Origin of the sequence: Pseudomonas kermanshahensis, from assembly GCF_014269205.2 — a bacterium.
In the GTDB taxonomy this organism is placed as follows: Bacteria; Pseudomonadota; Gammaproteobacteria; order Pseudomonadales; family Pseudomonadaceae; genus Aquipseudomonas; species Aquipseudomonas kermanshahensis.
The window spans coordinates 2,070,018-2,086,259 of sequence record NZ_JABWRY020000001.1 but is presented as its reverse complement, the minus strand read 5'-3'; the positions used below and the strand labels follow the sequence as shown (position 1 = coordinate 2,086,259).

15 protein-coding genes are annotated in these 16,242 nt (G+C 63.7%); 11 read left to right on the top strand and 4 right to left on the bottom strand.

Annotation, left to right across the window (positions count from 1 at the left end):
* Positions 1–46: 46 nt before the first annotated feature.
* The 9 genes from HU764_RS09735 to HU764_RS09695 all read left to right on the top strand — a co-directional run bounded on the left by HU764_RS09735 (position 47) and on the right by HU764_RS09695 (position 8,838).
* Positions 47–1,087 (top strand): LLM class flavin-dependent oxidoreductase, encoded by a 1,041-nt coding sequence (locus tag HU764_RS09735; protein WP_027595378.1) that lies wholly within the window; start codon positions 47–49, stop codon positions 1,085–1,087.
* 261 nt (positions 1,088–1,348) lie between these two features.
* Positions 1,349–1,945 (top strand): amino acid synthesis family protein, encoded by a 597-nt coding sequence (locus HU764_RS09730; RefSeq protein ID WP_003256068.1) that lies wholly within the window; start codon positions 1,349–1,351, stop codon positions 1,943–1,945.
* 68 nt (positions 1,946–2,013) lie between these two features.
* A complete protein-coding gene (locus HU764_RS09725) occupies positions 2,014–2,847 on the top strand; it encodes an alpha/beta fold hydrolase (RefSeq protein WP_186682606.1) in 834 nt (277 codons plus the stop codon).
* On the top strand, positions 2,844–4,325 hold the full coding sequence (locus HU764_RS09720) for an aldehyde dehydrogenase (protein WP_027595376.1): 1,482 nt from the start codon (positions 2,844–2,846) through the stop codon (positions 4,323–4,325). The genes HU764_RS09725 and HU764_RS09720 overlap by 4 nt, the downstream gene beginning before the upstream one ends.
* A 13-nt stretch (positions 4,326–4,338) precedes the next feature.
* The gene (locus HU764_RS09715) at positions 4,339–4,824 is read left to right on the top strand and encodes a flavin reductase family protein (protein ID WP_186682604.1); all 486 of its coding nucleotides are present in this window, start codon (positions 4,339–4,341) and stop codon (positions 4,822–4,824) included.
* 203 nt (positions 4,825–5,027) lie between these two features.
* On the top strand, positions 5,028–5,417 hold the full coding sequence (locus HU764_RS09710) for a carboxymuconolactone decarboxylase family protein (RefSeq protein ID WP_008100863.1): 390 nt from the start codon (positions 5,028–5,030) through the stop codon (positions 5,415–5,417).
* An 89-nt stretch (positions 5,418–5,506) separates the two neighbouring features.
* Positions 5,507–6,271: a GntR family transcriptional regulator gene (locus tag HU764_RS09705; protein WP_033697319.1), complete on the top strand. Its 765-nt coding sequence runs from the start codon at positions 5,507–5,509 to the stop codon at positions 6,269–6,271.
* A 2-nt stretch (positions 6,272–6,273) separates the two neighbouring features.
* Positions 6,274–6,837 carry an NUDIX hydrolase gene (locus HU764_RS09700; RefSeq protein ID WP_186682602.1) on the top strand — a complete coding sequence of 188 codons (564 nt, stop codon included), beginning with the start codon at positions 6,274–6,276 and terminating at the stop codon, positions 6,835–6,837.
* A 204-nt stretch (positions 6,838–7,041) separates the two neighbouring features.
* A complete protein-coding gene (locus tag HU764_RS09695; RefSeq protein ID WP_186682600.1) occupies positions 7,042–8,838 on the top strand; it encodes a sensor histidine kinase in 1,797 nt (598 codons plus the stop codon).
* A 3-nt stretch (positions 8,839–8,841) separates the two neighbouring features.
* Here the strand turns inward: HU764_RS09695 and HU764_RS09690 are convergent, their stop codons facing one another.
* From HU764_RS09690 to HU764_RS09680, 3 genes are all read right to left on the bottom strand, one after another.
* Positions 8,842–10,977, bottom strand: coding sequence for an ATP-binding protein (locus tag HU764_RS09690; RefSeq protein ID WP_186703980.1), 2,136 nt, complete (start codon positions 10,975–10,977; stop codon positions 8,842–8,844).
* Positions 10,978–11,064: 87 nt separating this feature from the next.
* On the bottom strand, positions 11,065–11,697 hold the full coding sequence (locus HU764_RS09685; protein WP_027595370.1) for a LysE family translocator: 633 nt from the start codon (positions 11,695–11,697) through the stop codon (positions 11,065–11,067).
* Between the two features lie 66 nt (positions 11,698–11,763).
* Positions 11,764–12,378, bottom strand: coding sequence for a LysE family transporter (locus tag HU764_RS09680; RefSeq protein ID WP_186682596.1), 615 nt, complete (start codon positions 12,376–12,378; stop codon positions 11,764–11,766).
* Between the two features lie 111 nt (positions 12,379–12,489).
* Here HU764_RS09680 and HU764_RS09675 point away from each other — a divergent pair, with 111 nt between their 5' ends.
* Complete coding sequence (locus HU764_RS09675; RefSeq protein WP_085274335.1) at positions 12,490–12,942, top strand: Lrp/AsnC family transcriptional regulator; 453 nt, start codon at positions 12,490–12,492, stop codon at positions 12,940–12,942.
* 412 nt (positions 12,943–13,354) lie between these two features.
* On the top strand, positions 13,355–14,767 hold the full coding sequence (locus tag HU764_RS09670) for a purine-cytosine permease family protein (RefSeq protein ID WP_186682594.1): 1,413 nt from the start codon (positions 13,355–13,357) through the stop codon (positions 14,765–14,767).
* 63 nt (positions 14,768–14,830) lie between these two features.
* Here HU764_RS09670 and HU764_RS09665 read toward each other — a convergent pair whose 3' ends face one another.
* Entirely contained in the window at positions 14,831–16,132 is a 1,302-nt protein-coding gene (locus tag HU764_RS09665; RefSeq protein WP_186703979.1) for an ammonium transporter, read from the bottom strand.
* Positions 16,133–16,242 lie beyond the last annotated feature (110 nt).

The window sequence follows — 16,242 nt, the reverse complement described above, 5'->3', positions numbered from 1 at the left end:
ACGCCTGGTGCGCCAGGCGAGACTTTCAAGCTCCGAGGAAAGCCCCATGAAATTTTCGTTGTTCGTACACATGGAACGTTGGGATGAACAGGTCAGCCACCGCCAGCTGTTCGAAGACCTGACCGAACTGACCCTGATGGCCGAGAACGGCGGTTTCAGCACCGTGTGGATCGGCGAACACCATGCTATGGAGTACACCATTTCGCCAAGCCCGATGCCGCTGCTGGCCTACCTCGCCGCGCGCACCGAGAAGATCCGCCTGGGCGCCGGCACCATCATCGCGCCGTTCTGGAACCCGATCCGCGTGGCAGGCGAATGCGCCCTGCTCGACGTGATCAGCAACGGCCGCATGGAAGTGGGCCTGGCGCGCGGCGCCTATCAGTTCGAATTCGACCGCATGGCCAATGGCATGCCTGCCACCGACGGCGGCAAGGCCCTGCGTGAAATGGTGCCGGTGGTGCGCAAACTGTGGGAAGGCGACTACGCCCACGACGGCGAGGTGTACAAGTTCCCCACCTCCACCAGCGTGCCGAAACCGTTCAACGCTACACCGCCGATGTGGATCGCCGCCCGCGACCCAGACTCGCACAACTTCGCCGTGGCCAACGGCTGCAACGTCATGGTCACCCCACTGATGAAGGGTGACGAAGAAGTACTGGACCTGAAAAACAAGTTCCAGGCGGCCCTGGACAACAACCCGGATGTGCCCCGCCCACAATTGATGGTGCTGCGCCACACCCACGTGCACAGCCCGTCCGAGCCCGAAGGCTGGAAGGTTGGCGCCCAGGCGATCTCGCGCTTCTACCGCACCTTCGACGCCTGGTTCGGCAACAAGACTGTGCCGGTCAACGGCTTCCTGGAGCCGAGCCCGGAATCGAAGTTTGCCGAAGTGCCGGCGTTCCAGCTGGAAAACATCCGCAAGAACACCATGATCGGCACGCCCGAAGAAATCATCGCGCGCATCAAGTACTACCAAGAGCTCGGCGTCGACGAGTTCAGCTTCTGGTGCGACAACAGCCTGCCCCACGCCGAGAAGAAAAAGTCGCTCGAGCTGTTCATCAAGGAAGTGGTGCCGGCGTTCGCCTGAATTCCCTTTGCCTGAAGTAGTTGCGGGATCAGCCCGCTCCCGGGGGCCCTAGTGGCTCTTGCGAGCGGGCATTTTTTTGAGTTTCAGGCGGCCTCTTCGCGGGCAAGCCCGCGAGGGGGCCGGTACAGACGCCGCGCAAATCAAGGGATCAAGCAACCTTTCGTCCCCCAGGGAGAGATTTTTCAAGCCCCCTCTTGCACAACAAATATTATGGTATACCATCAGACAACAAGAGCTGATAACCCTCACCAGGAGCCACCCATGAGTTTCGAAATCCGCAAGATCGTCACCTACTCCGAAGAGACCCGCATCGAAGGCGGCAAGGCCACCGACAAACCGGTGACCATGGTCGGCCTGGCCGTGGTGATCAAGAACCCGTGGGCGGGTCGTGGTTTTGTAGAAGATCTGAAGCCGGAAATCCGTGCCAACTGCTCTGAGCTGGGCGCACTGATGGTCGAGCGCCTGACCGCCGCCATCGGCGGTGCCGACAAGATCGAAGCCTACGGTAAAGCCGCGGTGGTCGGCGCCGACGGCGAAATCGAACACGCCTCTGCCGTGATCCACACCCTGCGTTTCGGCAACCATTACCGCGAAGCGGTACAGGCCAAGAGCTACCTGAGCTTCACCAACAAGCGCGGCGGCCCAGGCACCTCGATCCAGATCCCGATGATGCAGAAGGACGACGAAGGCCTGCGTTCGCACTACATCACCCTTGAAATGCAGATCGAAGACGCCCCGCGTGCCGACGAAATCGTCGTGGTCCTGGGCGCTGCCGACGGCGGTCGTCTGCACCCGCGCATTGGCAACCGCTACATCGACCTGGAAGAACTGGCTGCCGAAAAAGCCAACGCTCAATAACAACAACCAAGACGGGCCGGGGCGTGGCGTGCTTACCCGCCGCGCCCGACCTTCAAGGAGCGCCCTCCATGATTCAGCCTGTCGCTGAACGTACACCGGCCGGGACTAGTTACCTGGACCAAGGCCAGGGCCAACCCGTGGTGCTGATCCACGGCGTGGGCCTGAACAAGGAAATGTGGGGCGGTCAGTTCGTTGGCCTGGCCAACGACTACCGCGTCATCGCTTACGACATGCTCGGCCACGGCCAGAGTGCGTTGCCAGCCGCCGACACCAGCCTGGAAGGCTACGCCGCCCAGCTCGTCGAGTTGCTCGACCACCTGCAGATTGCCCAGGCCACCGTAATTGGCTTCTCCATGGGCGGCCTGGTGGCCCGTGCCTTCGCCCTCAACTACCCGCACAGGCTGTCTGCCCTGGTGGTGCTCAACAGCGTGTTCAACCGCACCCCCGAGCAGAGTGCTGGCGTCATCGCCCGCGCCGCCCAGGCGGCGGAGCTCGGCCCCGACGCCAACGTCGACGCGGCCCTCGACCGCTGGTTCAGCCGTGAATACAAGGCAGCCAACCCGGCGCAGGTCGCCGCCATTCGCCAGGTGCTGGCGAGCAACGACCCGCAGGGCTACCACACTACTTATTCGCTGTTCGCCACCCAGGACATGTACCGCGCCAGCGACCTGGGCAGCATCCAGGTGCCGACGCTGATCGCCACCGGCGAACTCGACTCGGGCTCCACCCCGGCCATGACCCGCCAGCTCGCCGCCAGCATCCCTGGGGCGCACAGTGTGGTCCTCGCCGAGCAACGGCATATGATGCCGGTGGAAGCACCGCGTGAAGTCAACAAGATGCTGTTGGACTTCCTCAAGCAAGCCCGCACCCTCACCGAATCCGCCAAGGGGATTGTTGCATGACCCTCGTACGTTTCCAGATGTGCATCGACGGCCAATGGCTCGATGCCCAGAGCGGCAAGACTTTCGACAGCCTCAACCCGGCCACCGCCCAAGCCTGGGCGCAACTGCCCGATGCCGACGAAGCCGATGTGGAGCTGGCCGTGCAGGCCGCCCAGCGTGCCTTCGAAAGCCCAGCCTGGCGCAGCATCACCGCCACGGCGCGCGGCAAACTGCTGCGCCGGCTGGGCGACCTGATCACCGAAAACAAAGAGCACCTGGCCCAGCTGGAAAGCCGTGATAACGGCAAGCTGATCCGCGAAACCCGCGGCCAAGTCGGTTACCTGCCCGAGTTCTTCCACTACACCGCAGGCCTGGCCGACAAGCTCGAAGGCGGCACCCTGCCGCTGGACAAGCCAGACCTGTTCGCCTACACCGTGCACGAGCCGATTGGCGTGGTCGCCGGGATCATCCCGTGGAACAGCCCGCTGTACCTGACGGCCATCAAGCTGGCCCCGGCCCTCGCCGCCGGCAACACCATCGTGCTCAAACCGTCCGAACACGCCTCGGCGACCATCCTCGAGCTGGCTCGCCTGGCCCTTGAAGCCGGCTTCCCGCCGGGTGTGGTCAACGTGGTCACCGGCTATGGCCCTAGCACCGGCGCGGCCCTGACTCGCCACCCGCTGGTACGCAAGATCGCCTTCACCGGCGGCGCCGCCACGGCCCGCCATGTGGTGCGCAGCAGCGCCGAGAACTTCGCCAAGCTGTCGCTGGAGCTGGGCGGCAAGTCGCCGAACATCATCTTCGCCGACGCCGACCTGGACAGCGCCATCAACGGCGCCGTGGCCGGCATTTATGCCGCCTCCGGGCAAAGTTGCGTGGCCGGTTCACGCTTGCTGGTACAGGACGAGATCTTCGACGAATTCGTCAGCCGCCTGGTCGAGCGCGCCAAGCGCATCCGCATCGGCAACCCGCAGGACGACGCCAGCGAAATGGGCCCGATGGCCACCGCCCAGCAACTGGCCGTGGTCGAAGGCCTGGTCGCTGCGGCCAAGGCCGAAGGCGCCAAGCTGCACCTGGGGGGCAAGCGAGCCGAGGTCGAGGGTGACGGCTGGTTCTACGAACCCACCCTGTTCGAGTGCGACAGCAACTCGATGACCATCATGCAGGAAGAGGTGTTCGGCCCCGTTGCCGCGGTCATCCGTTTCAAGACCGAAGAAGAGGCCCTGGCCATTGCCAACGACTCGCAGTTCGGCCTGGCGGCCGGCATCTGGACCCGCGACCTGGGCCGCGCCCACCGCCTGGCCCGTGACGTACGCTCGGGCATCATCTGGGTCAACACCTACCGCGCGGTGTCGGCCATGGCACCGATCGGTGGCTTCAAGAACAGCGGCTACGGCCGTGAGAGCGGCATCGATTCGGTGCTGGCCTATACCGAGCTGAAGACCGTGTGGATCAACCTGTCCACCGCGCCGATGCCCGACCCGTTTGTGATGCGTTAAGAGGTAGCACGAGATGATCGAACCAGGCATCTACAAAGACGTGATGGGCTCCTTCCCGTCCGGCGTTACGGTGGTCACCACCCTGGACGCCGACGGCGGCATCGTCGGTATCACCGCCAGCGCGTTCAGCGCGCTGTCGATCGATCCGGCGCTGGTGCTGTTCTGCCCCAACTACGCCTCCGACACGTACCCAATCCTGCGTGACAGCAAGCAGTTCGCCATTCACCTGCTGTCTGCCGAGCAAACCGCCGAGGCGTATGCCTTTGCCGGCAAGGGCAAGGAAAAGGCCAAGGGCATCGACTGGCACCTGAGCGAGTTGGGCAACCCGTTGCTGGCCAAGGCCACGGCGATCATCGAGTGCGAACTGTGGCGCGAGTATGACGGCGGTGACCACGCGATCATCGTCGGCGCGGTGAAAAACCTGGTGTTGCCGGCAGATCCGGTCACCCCGATGGTCTACCACAAAGGCAAGCTGGGCGCCCTGCCCCCGCTGGGCTGATACCCTTGGGGCTGCCCTGCAGCCCAATCGCCGGCAAGCCGGCTCCCACAGGATCGCCACGGTCCTGTCTGCCTGTGCTGTACCTGTGGGAGCCGGCTTGCCGGCGATTGGGCCGCAAAGCGGCCCTGTTCCACCCATTTTTTAGGGGCCGCGCTACCCTCTCACCCTTGGTTGCGGCCCCTGTTTTGATTCGGAGCTGGTCAATGAGCAACGAAAAGTACGAGAAAGGCCTGCAGATCCGCACCCAAGTGCTGGGCGAAGACTACGTCAACCGCTCGATCCAGAACGCCGACGACTTCACAAAGCCCTTGCAAGAGCTGGTCACCGAGTATTGCTGGGGCCATGTCTGGGGCCGCGAAGGCTTGTCGCTCAAAGAGCGCAGCATGATAAACTTGGCCATGATTTCCGCGCTCAACCGGCCCCACGAACTCAAGCTGCACATCCGCGGCGCATTGCGTAATGGCCTGAGCCGAGAACAGATTCGCGAGATCCTGCTCCAAGTCGGCATTTATTGCGGCGTACCCGCGGCGGTGGACAGTTTCCGCCTGGCCCGCGAAGCGTTCGCCGAAGCCGATGCGGAGTCAACCCGTTAACAACGGGCTGTTCGAACCACCGTAAGGAGCAGCGCCCGGTTCGGCGTGCTCCGCGGGTTGGCGCAACAGCCTCATAAAGAGCGCACCTGATGAAACGCCAGCCACTCGACGACAGCTTCAAGGTCAACCGCAACCCCGTTACCCTGCGCGAAATCGTGCTCGACAAGCTGCGCGCCGCGATCATGAACTTCCACTTGCTGCCAGGTGACCGCCTGGTGGAGCGCGACCTTTGCGACCGCCTCGGGGTCAGCCGCACCTCTGTACGTGAAGCCCTGCGCCACCTCGAATCCGAAGGCCTGGTCGAGTTCGCCGACGCCAAAGGCCCGCGCGTGGCCATCATTACCCTGGAAGATGCCCGCGATATCTACGAGCTGCGCTGCGTGCTCGAAGGCTTGATCGTCCAGCTGTTCACCCTCAATGCCAAGGCCAAGGACATTCGCGCCCTGGAGCGCGCGCTGGAGGTCAACCGCGAAGCCCTGGAAGAAGGCGAACTGCAACAGGTGCTCGACTCGGTGCAAGGCTTTTACGATGTGCTGCTGGAAGGCTCCGGCAACCAGGTTGCCGCTCAACAGCTGCGCCAATTGCAGGCCCGCATCAGCTACCTGCGCGCCACCTCGGTGTCGCAGGAAAACCGCCGCGGTGCCAGCAACCGGGAGATGGAAAAGATCGTCGAGGCGATCAAGGGCGGTGACCCACTGGTCGCCCACCAAGCCTCGGTCGATCACGTCCGCGCCGCCGCCAAGGTGGCCCTGGACTACCTGCGCCAGAAGCAGGATGACAACACCAAGGTGCGCGACATGGTCGAGCCCCTGGCCCTCAAAGAGCCACGTATAGAACCCCGCATAGGCCGCTGACCATGCCCAACGCCCCGCGCTACTGCCCGCACTGCACCACGGAACTGGCCCGGGGCGTTCCCACAGGCGACACCCACGAACGCCTGCATTGCACCGGCTGCGGCTACATCCACTACATCAACCCGAAAATCATCGCCGGCTGCATCATCGAGCGCGATGGCAGGTACTTGCTGTGCCAGCGGGCTATTCCACCCCGCCCTGGCACCTGGACCTTGCCCGCCGGGTTCATGGAAGCGGGCGAGACCACCGAGCAGGCGGCGTTGCGCGAGGTGTGGGAAGAAAGCGGCGTGCACGCCGAAATCGTCTCGCCCTACTCGATTTTCAGCGTGGCCAAGATCAGCGAGGTGTACATCATCTTCCGCGCCATCGCCACGCAGGAGACCGGCCAGTTCGGCCCGGAGACACTGGCCTACAAGTTCTTCGAGCCGGACGAAATCCCCTGGGAAGAGATCTACTACCCGGCCATCCGGCAGATTCTCGAGCGGTATATCCTGGAGCGCCAGGCCGGGGTGTACGGCATCTACATGGGCAATGACGATACCGGCAAGGTGCATTTCATTCGCTGAGCCTGCACGATTCGGTAGGAGCAGCCTTGTGCTGCGAAGGGGCCGGGGATAACAGCGGAGATCTTCGCTGCTTTCGCTGGCCTCTTCGCAGCACAAGGCTGCTCCTACACGCGAAGAGGCCCGCACAGACGACATAAAGCCCTCGCCAATTCGCTATTCTCGGTGCACCCTTATCCTCCCAGCTATGAAGGATCGGCAGCACACATGGCGAAATGGCTAGACGGCGGCGGGCTGATGGCCGAACGCATCCGCCAGCACGATTGGACCCACAGCCCACTGGGCCCGCTCGAGGCCTGGCCGAGCGCGCTCAAGACCTCGGTGGCCTTGTGCCTGGCCTCGCGCTTTCCGCAAGCCGTGCTGTGGGGCCGCGAGCTGATCACTTTGTACAACGATGCCTTCATCCCTATCCTCGGTAGCAAACCTTTAGCCCTAGGCCGGCCGTTCAGTGAAGTGTGGCAGGAGGCCTGGGGCGAAATCAGCGCCATGGCCGAACACGCCATGGCCGGTGAGGCGATCTACATCGAAGACTTTCCCTTGGTCATCGACCGCAACGGTGCCCCCGAACGCGCCTACTTCACCTTCTGCTACAGCCCGATCCGCGGCGAAGACGGCACTGTGCTGGGCATGCTCGACACGGTGACCGAAACCACCACCAGCGTGGTCAACAGCCAGCGCCTGAGCTTTCTCGACGGCCTGGGGCGCGAAGTGGCCAATGCCACCGACCCCGAGCGGATCATGGCCATCACCACCCGCATGCTGGTGGAACACCTGCATCTGTCCAGCTGCGCCTACGCGGTGATGGACCCCGACCAGGACGGCTTCAACATCTGCGGCGACACCGTCGCCCCCGGCTCGCCGCGCCTAATCGGCCAATACCGCCTGGCCGACTTCGGTCGCCTGGCTGTCAGCCGACTGCGCGCAGGCGAACCGCTGGTGATCAATGACAACCTCAACGAACTGGCCGCCGAGGAAGCCGCGACGTTCCAGGCCATCGGCATCACCGCGACCATCTGCATGCCGCTGATCAAGGACGGTCGCCTGACCGCCCTGATGGCTATTCACGACAAGGCGCCCCGGGTATGGACGGGCTATGAACTGCGCCTGATCCGCGAAGTCACCGAACGCTGCTGGTCGCATATCCAACGGGTCCAGGCCCACGCCGAAGTGCGTGAAGCCTTGGCCGCGCTGGAGGCGCTCAACGCCTCCCTGGAGCACCGCGTCGAAGAGCGCACCGCCCAGCTGCTGCACACCGAAGCCGTGCTGCGCCAGGCACAGAAGCTCGAGGCCATCGGCCAGTTAACTGGCGGTGTGGCACACGACTTCAACAACCTGCTGACCATCATCCGCTCGTCATTGCACTTCTTGCAGCGTCCCAACTTGGATGAAGCACGCCGCGAGCGCTACCTCAAGACCATTGCCGACACCGTCGAACGCGGCGCCAAGTTGACCGGCCAACTGCTCGCTTTCGCCCGTCGGCAGGCCTTGAGCCCACAAGTGTTCGAGGCCGGGCCGCGGCTGCAGGCCATGGCCGATATGCTCGATACCGCTACCGGTGCACGGGTTCAGGTGGAAATCGAACTGCCAGAGGCGCCTTGCCATATCCGCGCCGACCTCAGCCAACTCGAGACCGCGATCATCAACCTGATGCTCAACGGCCGCGACGCCATGGCCGGGGAAGGCACCTTGCGCCTGCGCCTTCAGGCCAACCAACGCCTGCCCGGCCTGCGTGGGCAGGCCGCGCAAGCCGGGCCCTTTGCCGCCATCTCGGTAGTGGACAGCGGTGTCGGCATCGCCAGCGAGCTGCTCGATCGCATCTTCGACCCGTTCTTCACCACCAAAGCGCCCGGTGAAGGCACCGGGCTTGGCCTGTCCCAGGTGTTCGGCTTTGCCAAGCAGTCCGAAGGCGATGTGGAGGTGATCAGCGTCGAAGGCCAGGGCACGACGTTTACCCTGTACCTGCCGCAACAAGCGCCCTCTGCCGGCCCTGAGGCTTCTGAATAGCGGCTACCGTTGCGCGGCCAACAACCGCGCCACACTCTGCGCCAGCTCAGCACGCCGGTACGGCTTGCGCAGCACTTCGAAGCCTTTGAGTTCGCGCGGTGTCAGGTTGGCGTAGCCGGTAATGATCAACACCGGCAGGTTGGCCTGGCGCTGGCGCATCTGCTGGGCGAAGCGCACGCCGGTCATCTCGGCCATCACATGGTCGGTCACCAGCACATCCGGCACTAGCCCCCGCTCTACCAGCTGCAAGGCCGCCGCCGCACTGTCGGCCTCGATCACTTCGTAGCCGAGGTCGCGCAGTTGCAGCGCTGTGGCATGGCGAACGATCGCTTCGTCATCGACCAACAGCACGTGGTTCTTCCGGCCGGCCAATGGCGCTTCGGCTGTATCGCTGTCGCGGCAGCTTGCCGCCACATCGCTGGTCGGCAGCCACAAGGTCGCCTCGGTGCCCTCACCTGGCCACGAACGAAGGGTAAAGCCACCGCCCGACTGCACGGCCAAGCCCTGCACCATCGGCAGGCCTAGGCCGGTGCCTTTGCCCACCGCCTTGGTCGAGTAGAAGGGCTCGAAGCAGCGGCGCAGTTGTTCAGCGTCCATCCCACAGCCACTGTCACGTACCTGTAGCCAGGCCAGCCGCGCCGCGGCCACACCTTCCGGCCTCGGCGGGCCGTTTACATCGATACCGGCGACGATACTCAGCTCACCGCCTTCAGGCATGGCGTCACGGCCGTTGACCACCAGGTTGAGCAAGGCCAGCTCCAGTTGATGAGGGTCGGCCACCACGGCCGGTAGCGCCGGGTCGACCTGCACGTGCACGGTAATGGTCGGCCCCAGCGAACGGGCGATCAGCTCACGCATGTCTTCCACCAGCGCCGCCAGAGACACGGCTTGGGGTTTGAGGGTTTGCCGGCGGGCGAAACTGAGCAGCCGACCGACCAGGTTGCGCGCCCGCTCGGCAGCCTGCAGGCCGCCGTCGATCAGCCTGGGGGCACGCTCGGACTGTGGGTTGCGGCGCATCAATTCGAACGAGGCAATGATCGGCGTGAGCATGTTGTTGAGGTCATGGGCGATGCCACCGGTCAATTGCCCGATCATTTCCATCTTGTGCGCTTCGTGCAGCTGCAGCATCGCAGATTCGCGCTGAGCCAGGGCCGACGCCACGCGCTCCTCCAGGCTTTCGTTGAGCAGGTGCAGCGCCCGCTCGGCCCTGGCATGGGTAATCGCCGCCCAGGCTTGCTTGGCGCTCTCTTCCACCAGCTGGCATTCGTCTTCAGGGCACAGGTGCGGGGTATGGAAATGCACACTGAGGGTGGTCTCCAGCCGGCCAGCGCGCAGGACCGGCACATGCAGGCTGTAAGGCTGCTGCACCACCTGCCCCGCTGCCAGTTGCTCGCGCAACGAAGCACCGAAGCTCGCGTAGGCATGCTGGCCGACGAATGAGGGCAAGGCCTCGGACCAGTCATGTGCTACCTGGAAGTTGCTGCCGTCGCCTTGGTCTTCACCAAAGTAGACCCGTGCCGCGCCGAGTCGCCGTGCCAGCCGACTTACCGCGAACGCTTCGATCCGCTCTGCATCACCCAGCGCGGGTAAAGCACGGCCCAGCTCCAGCAAAAAGGCCTGGCGCTGCTGGAAGCGTACGCGCTCGGTAGTCTCAGTCACCAGGCACAGCACGCCACCGACGCTGCCGTCAGCCTCGCGCACAGCGGAATAGGACACATCAAAATAGGCCGTTTCCCCCACGCCGTGGCGCTCGATGTAGAAAGGGCGATCCTTGGCCGAGAAGGTCTGGCCGCTCTCGCGCACACCGCGCAGCAACGGCTCCAGGTCGTCCCACAGCTCACTCCAGTTTTCCTGGGCCGGCCGCCCCAATGCCTGCGGGTGCTTGGTGCCAATGCTCGGTGCATAGGCATCGTTGTACAGCGCCACGTAGGCCGGCCCCCAGAACAGCACGCATTGCGCTTGCGCTGGCAGCAGCGTGCCCATGACCGTCTGCAGGTGCGGCGACCAGGTGTGGGGGGGACCCACTGGCGAGCCGCGCCAGTCCATCGACTGGAGCAGGCTGCCGACGCTACCGCCGTTGAGCAGAAAGCCCAACGGTGGATTGCCCGCGTCGGTGGGGGGTTGTTGAAGCGATCTCATGTCAGGGAAGTCCCGGGCACATTGCCATCCATCTGATGGATAGGAGGCCTGCAAGTACCCGTTCGTTCCCTTGCTCTCAGACGTTTTTCAACGGCGCCCTTCAGCCAGCATGCGCAAGGCCAACCCGGCCAGCACAGTGCCCATCAACCAGCGCTGAACGCGCTGCCACAGGGGCCGCCCGCCTAAGAACACGGCGATGGAGCCGGCCATCACCGCGATCAAGGCATTGACCGAAACGCTGATGGCGATTTGCGTAGACCCGAGCACCAGCGACTGCACCAACACGCTGCCGTGACCGGGCTCGATGAACTGCGGCATCAACGACAGGTACATGACGGCGATCTTCGGGTTCAGCAGGCTGGTGGCAAAGCCCATGGTGAACAGCCGCCGCGGGCTGTCCGCTGGCAGGTCGCGGACCTGGAATGGCGAGTTGCCGCCAGGCCGAAGCGCCTGCCAGGCCAGGTACAACAGGTACAGTGCGCCACCGATGCGCAGCACGTCGTAGGCAAACGGCACGGCCATGACCAGCGCGCTGATGCCCAGCGCAGCGCAGAGCATGTAGATGACGAAGCCCAAGGCCACACCACCGAGGGAAATCAACCCCGCATTGCGGCCCTGGCAGATCGACCGGGAAATCAGGTAGATCATGTTCGGGCCGGGCGTCAGCACCATGCCCAGGCAGATCAATGCGAAGGTCAGCAGTTGGGCGGTATCGGGCATGGGGCACGTCCTGGTTGTGCGAAATGTAGCGGCGAGTGTATCCGAGCGGCGTCAACGCCGGTAGCGTCAGCCCAACTGCCCGGCAATCAGCCCCAGGGCCACGGCGATCATCGCCACGCCCGACACCCGCCCGACCATCTTCGCCGCCCCTGGCCGGGTGCTCAAGATGGCCTTGGCGCCGTACCCCACCAGCGAATAAATCACCAGCGAGCTGCACAGGTGCACCAGCCCCAGCAGCAGGATCTGCACCGGCACCGGCCAGCTTGACTGCGGGTCGGTGAATTGCGGCAACAAGGCCAGAAACAGCAGGAATACCTTCGGGTTAAGCCCACTGACGCAAAAGCCTTTAAAGGCCCAGCGCGAGCCGGACTCCCCCACCCCGTCCTGCCCCGCTTCCGGCACGCCGGGGCTCAACAACAGGTTGCCGCCCAGCCACAACAAATAGGTGCAGCCTGCCAGGGTCAGCAACGTCAACGCCAACGGGTGCCCCGCCAACAAGCTGCCCACGCCGGCCGCCACCACCAACGTCGCAAGGAAGTGGCCCGACAACATGCCCGCCACCGCAGGCATCACCCAGCGGCCACGCATACCCGCCGAGATGGCGTAGGCCCAGTCTGCACCAGGGGTAATCACGAACAGCAACGACACGGCCCAGAACGCCGTCAGCACACTGATTGCCACTTGAATCTTCCTTATGTCTTGGCTTGGTATGCAGAAAGATTACGGATTCCTTCGGGGCATTTTCTTTCGTATATTCCCCGTCATCGCACATATGCTGGAAGATTCTTCTCCATGGACAGAACTGATCGCAAAATCCTTGCCGAGCTGCAAAAAGATGGTCGCTTGTCGGTGACCGAATTGGCGGATCGCGTGGGCCTGAGCCTATCGCCCTGCCATCGCCGGCTGAAGGCGCTGGAGGAATCGGGCGCCATCCTGGGCTACCACGCGCGCCTGGCGCCGGCTGCACTGGGGCTGAACTTCGCCGCGCTGGTGTTCGTCACCCTGCGCGAGGTGACGCGCCAGCCGGTGGCGGACTTCGAGGCAGCGTTGGCCGAAATCCCCCAGATCGTCGAGGCGCAGCGGCTGTTCGGCGACCCGGACTACCTGCTGCACGTGGTGGCGAAGGACCTGCCAGCGTTTCAGAAGCTGTATGACGAACACCTGACCAGCATTCCCAACGTGAAGCGGTTGAGTTCGACGTTGGTGATGAAGGAAGTGATCCAGGACCGGCTGTTGCCCATGTAGCTGTGCAGGCCTGCTCTGGCCTCTTCGCGGGCAAGCCCGCTCCCACAGGACCCCACCGATCTTGAGCACGTGGTCCTCCTGTGGGAGCGGGCTTGCCCGCGAAAGGGCCGGCACAGGCGGACTATTTATCTGCACTGAAAACGCGCACCTCGCACCAGCCCGGTTCCCGGCCCATTCACCCGGAGGGCGCCAACCCCCCAGGCCCAGGCCTTCCAGCCGTATGGCCCGCTCCTTGCTACCACTCGTCCCTTAACCTTTTGTCAGCCTTAGGTTTTTTAAGGTTTATGGGCACATATTTACTAATTTCTCGTTATCCCCGCACCCCCCATCATCCCTCCAACAAGAACGCGTCGCCCTTCGCCGGCACGCACCCGGGCAGTACCCCATGCCCTACCTTGCCTTGGAGTCAGTCATGACCAGTGCAGCCAACTCGGCACCCCTCATAGAAAAACACACGATCGGCTACGTGCCCCCGCAAGACCGCCATGGAAAGGTAAGGGATTTGTTCACACTGTGGTTCGGGGGCAATATCGCGCCCCTGCCCATCGTCACCGGCGCGCTGGGCGTGCAGCTGTTTCACCTGAACCTGGTGTGGGGCATCGTCGCCATCCTGGTCGGCCACTTGGTCGGCGGGGTGCTGATGGCGCTGCACTCGGCCCAAGGCCCGCAGATGGGCATCCCGCAGATGATCCAGAGCCGCGCCCAGTTCGGCACACTTGGCGCGCTGCTGGTGGTGGTGATCGCCGGGGTCATGTACATCGGGTTTTTCGCCTCCAACATCGTCCTTGCGGGCAAGTCGCTGCATGGCGTGGTCGAAGCCGTGCCGGTACCGGTGGGTATCGTCATTGGCGCACTGGGGTCAGGCATCATCGGCATCATCGGTTACCGCTTCATCCATGTGCTCAACCGCATCGGCACCTGGGTGCTGGGCATCGGTATCGTGGTCGGCTTCGGCTATATCTTCACCCACGTGCAAAGTGACGACTTCCTCACCCGCGGCGGTTTCAACCTGGCCGGCTGGCTGGCCACGGTGTCGCTGGCAGCGTTGTGGCAGATCGCCTTTGCCCCGTATGTGTCGGACTATTCGCGCTACCTGCCGGCCGACGTCAAGGTCAGTTCGACCTTCTGGACCACTTACCTGGGCTCTGTGCTGGGCTCGAGCCTGTCGTTCATCTTCGGCGCGGTCGCGGTGCTGGCAATCCCGGCGGGCATGGACACCATGGACGCGGTGAAACTCGCCACCGGCACCCTGGGCCCGATCATGCTGGTGCTGTTCCTGCTCAGCGTGATCAGCCATAACGCCCTCAACCTGTATGGCGCGGTGCTGTCGATCATTACCCTGATCCAGACCTTCGCCTACCGCTGGATCCCCACCGCCAAAAGCCGTGCGGTGCTGTCGCTGATCGTGCTGGCGGCTTGCAGTGTGGTGGCCGTGTGCGCATCGAAGGACTTCATCGGCCACTTCGTCGACATGGTGCTGGTGCTGCTGGTGGTGCTGGTGCCATGGACGGCGATCAACCTGATCGACTTCTATGCCATTCACAAGGGTGACTACGACATCCAGTCGATCTTCAAGGTTGATGGCGGTATCTACGGGCGTTACAACCCGCAGGCGCTGGTGGCCTACGCCGTGGGCATCGTGGTGCAGATCCCGTTCATGAACACACCGCTGTATGTCGGGCCAGTTTCCGAGCACATCAACGGGGCAGACCTGTCGTGGCTGGTGGGGCTGGCGATTACCTCGCCGTTGTACTGGTGGTTGGCTTCGCGTGACAGCGCTTACCGTCGTCGGCAGATGAGTGCCAAGTTGGCCATGGGGCACTGATTCAGCCTGTACCGGCCTCTTCGCGGGCTTGCCCGCGAAGAGGCCGGTACAGACACCTTGTAGTCAGAGGTTATAAGCCCGCTCATTGTGCTCCGCCAGGTCCAGCCCCTGCTCTTCCTCCTCCCGGCTGGCCCGCAGCCCGACAGTCAGCTTGATGGCGCCCAGAATCGCCCAGCTCACCACAAAGCAATAACCAAAGGTAAAGGCCACGCCTTTCAGTTGCACCAGTGCTTGCCCAAGGGGCGTAATGCCTTCCACATAACCGCCCAACGACGGCGCGGCAAACACCCCGGTCAATAGCGCGCCAACCATCCCGCCCACGCCATGCAGGCCGAACACGTCGAGGCTGTCGTCATACCCCAATGCCTGCTTCAGCCGGGTCACTGCGAAGAAGCAGATAGCCCCCGTCAGCAAGCCGATCACCAGCGCCCCCAACGGCCCGACAAAGGCGCACGCCGGCGTGATGCCAACCAACCCGGCCAACGCACCTGAGGCCGCCCCCAGTGCAGTGGGCCGCCCATGCATGAGCTTTTCGGTAATCAGCCAACCGACAATCCCTGCGCAGGCAGCCACCATGGTCGCCAGCATCACCACCCCTGCCCCTTGGTTGGCGGCAAGCCCCGAGCCCACGTTGAACCCAAACCAGCCCACCCACAGCAAACCGGCACCTACCAGGGTGAAGCCGAGGTTGTGCGGCGGCATGGCCACCTGTGGGTAGCCCTTGCGCTTGCCTAGCATCAACGCTGCAGCCAGCGCCGCCACACCGGAGTTGATGTGCACTGCGGTGCCGCCGGCAAAGTCCAGCACACCCCAGTTGACCATCAATGCCCCTGGCCCGCCCCAGACCATATGGGCAATCGGTGCGTACACCAGGACGAACCAGGCGCCCATGAACAACAACGAGGCACTGAATTTCATGCGTTCGGCAAAGCCGCCGGCAATCAGCGCAGGCGTGATGATCGCGAAGGTCAGCTGAAATACCGCGAAGACACCTTCCGGGATGGTCCCTACCAGGCTGTCATGGCCGATGTTCAGCATCAGCGCCTTGTCCAGGCCGCCGATAAAACTGTTGAAGGTCAGTTGGCCTTCAACCATACCGCGGGTATCCACCACCAGGCTGTAGCCGAACAGTACCCAGAGGATGCCGATGAGCCCGGCCACGGCGAACAGCTGGGTGAACACCGAGAGAAAGTTCTTGGCCCGCACCATGCCGCCGTAGAACAGCGCGAGGCCCGGGATGCACATCATCAGCACGAACATCGCCGCGCAGATCATCCAGGCGGTATTGCCGGTGTCCAGGGTGGGCTCGGCGGCGTGAGCCAACGGCGTCAATGCCAACAGCACAACAGCAAGGGCAAGCTTCATGGAGTCACTCCTGTGCGAATGGGGATGCAGCGGGGGCTGCTTCGCAGCCCTTTCGCGACACAAGGCCGCTCCTACAACGGACCGCGATCATCTGTAGGAGCGGCCTTGTG

What these genes read in the sequence shown, in the direction of transcription:
- HU764_RS09735 (WP_027595378.1), top strand. Translation starts at nt 47, where the DNA reads ATGAAATTTTCGTTGTTCGTACACATGGAACGTTGGGATGAACAGGTC.
- HU764_RS09730 (WP_003256068.1), top strand. Translation starts at nt 1,349, where the DNA reads ATGAGTTTCGAAATCCGCAAGATCGTCACCTACTCCGAAGAGACCCGC.
- HU764_RS09725 (WP_186682606.1), top strand. Translation starts at nt 2,014, where the DNA reads ATGATTCAGCCTGTCGCTGAACGTACACCGGCCGGGACTAGTTACCTG.
- HU764_RS09720 (WP_027595376.1), top strand. Translation starts at nt 2,844, where the DNA reads ATGACCCTCGTACGTTTCCAGATGTGCATCGACGGCCAATGGCTCGAT.
- HU764_RS09715 (WP_186682604.1), top strand. Translation starts at nt 4,339, where the DNA reads ATGATCGAACCAGGCATCTACAAAGACGTGATGGGCTCCTTCCCGTCC.
- HU764_RS09710 (WP_008100863.1), top strand. Translation starts at nt 5,028, where the DNA reads ATGAGCAACGAAAAGTACGAGAAAGGCCTGCAGATCCGCACCCAAGTG.
- HU764_RS09705 (WP_033697319.1), top strand. Translation starts at nt 5,507, where the DNA reads ATGAAACGCCAGCCACTCGACGACAGCTTCAAGGTCAACCGCAACCCC.
- HU764_RS09700 (WP_186682602.1), top strand. Translation starts at nt 6,274, where the DNA reads ATGCCCAACGCCCCGCGCTACTGCCCGCACTGCACCACGGAACTGGCC.
- HU764_RS09695 (WP_186682600.1), top strand. Translation starts at nt 7,042, where the DNA reads ATGGCGAAATGGCTAGACGGCGGCGGGCTGATGGCCGAACGCATCCGC.
- HU764_RS09690 (WP_186703980.1), bottom strand. Translation starts at nt 10,977, where the DNA reads ATGAGATCGCTTCAACAACCCCCCACCGACGCGGGCAATCCACCGTTG.
- HU764_RS09685 (WP_027595370.1), bottom strand. Translation starts at nt 11,697, where the DNA reads ATGCCCGATACCGCCCAACTGCTGACCTTCGCATTGATCTGCCTGGGC.
- HU764_RS09675 (WP_085274335.1), top strand. Translation starts at nt 12,490, where the DNA reads ATGGACAGAACTGATCGCAAAATCCTTGCCGAGCTGCAAAAAGATGGT.
- HU764_RS09670 (WP_186682594.1), top strand. Translation starts at nt 13,355, where the DNA reads ATGACCAGTGCAGCCAACTCGGCACCCCTCATAGAAAAACACACGATC.
- HU764_RS09665 (WP_186703979.1), bottom strand. Translation starts at nt 16,132, where the DNA reads ATGAAGCTTGCCCTTGCTGTTGTGCTGTTGGCATTGACGCCGTTGGCT.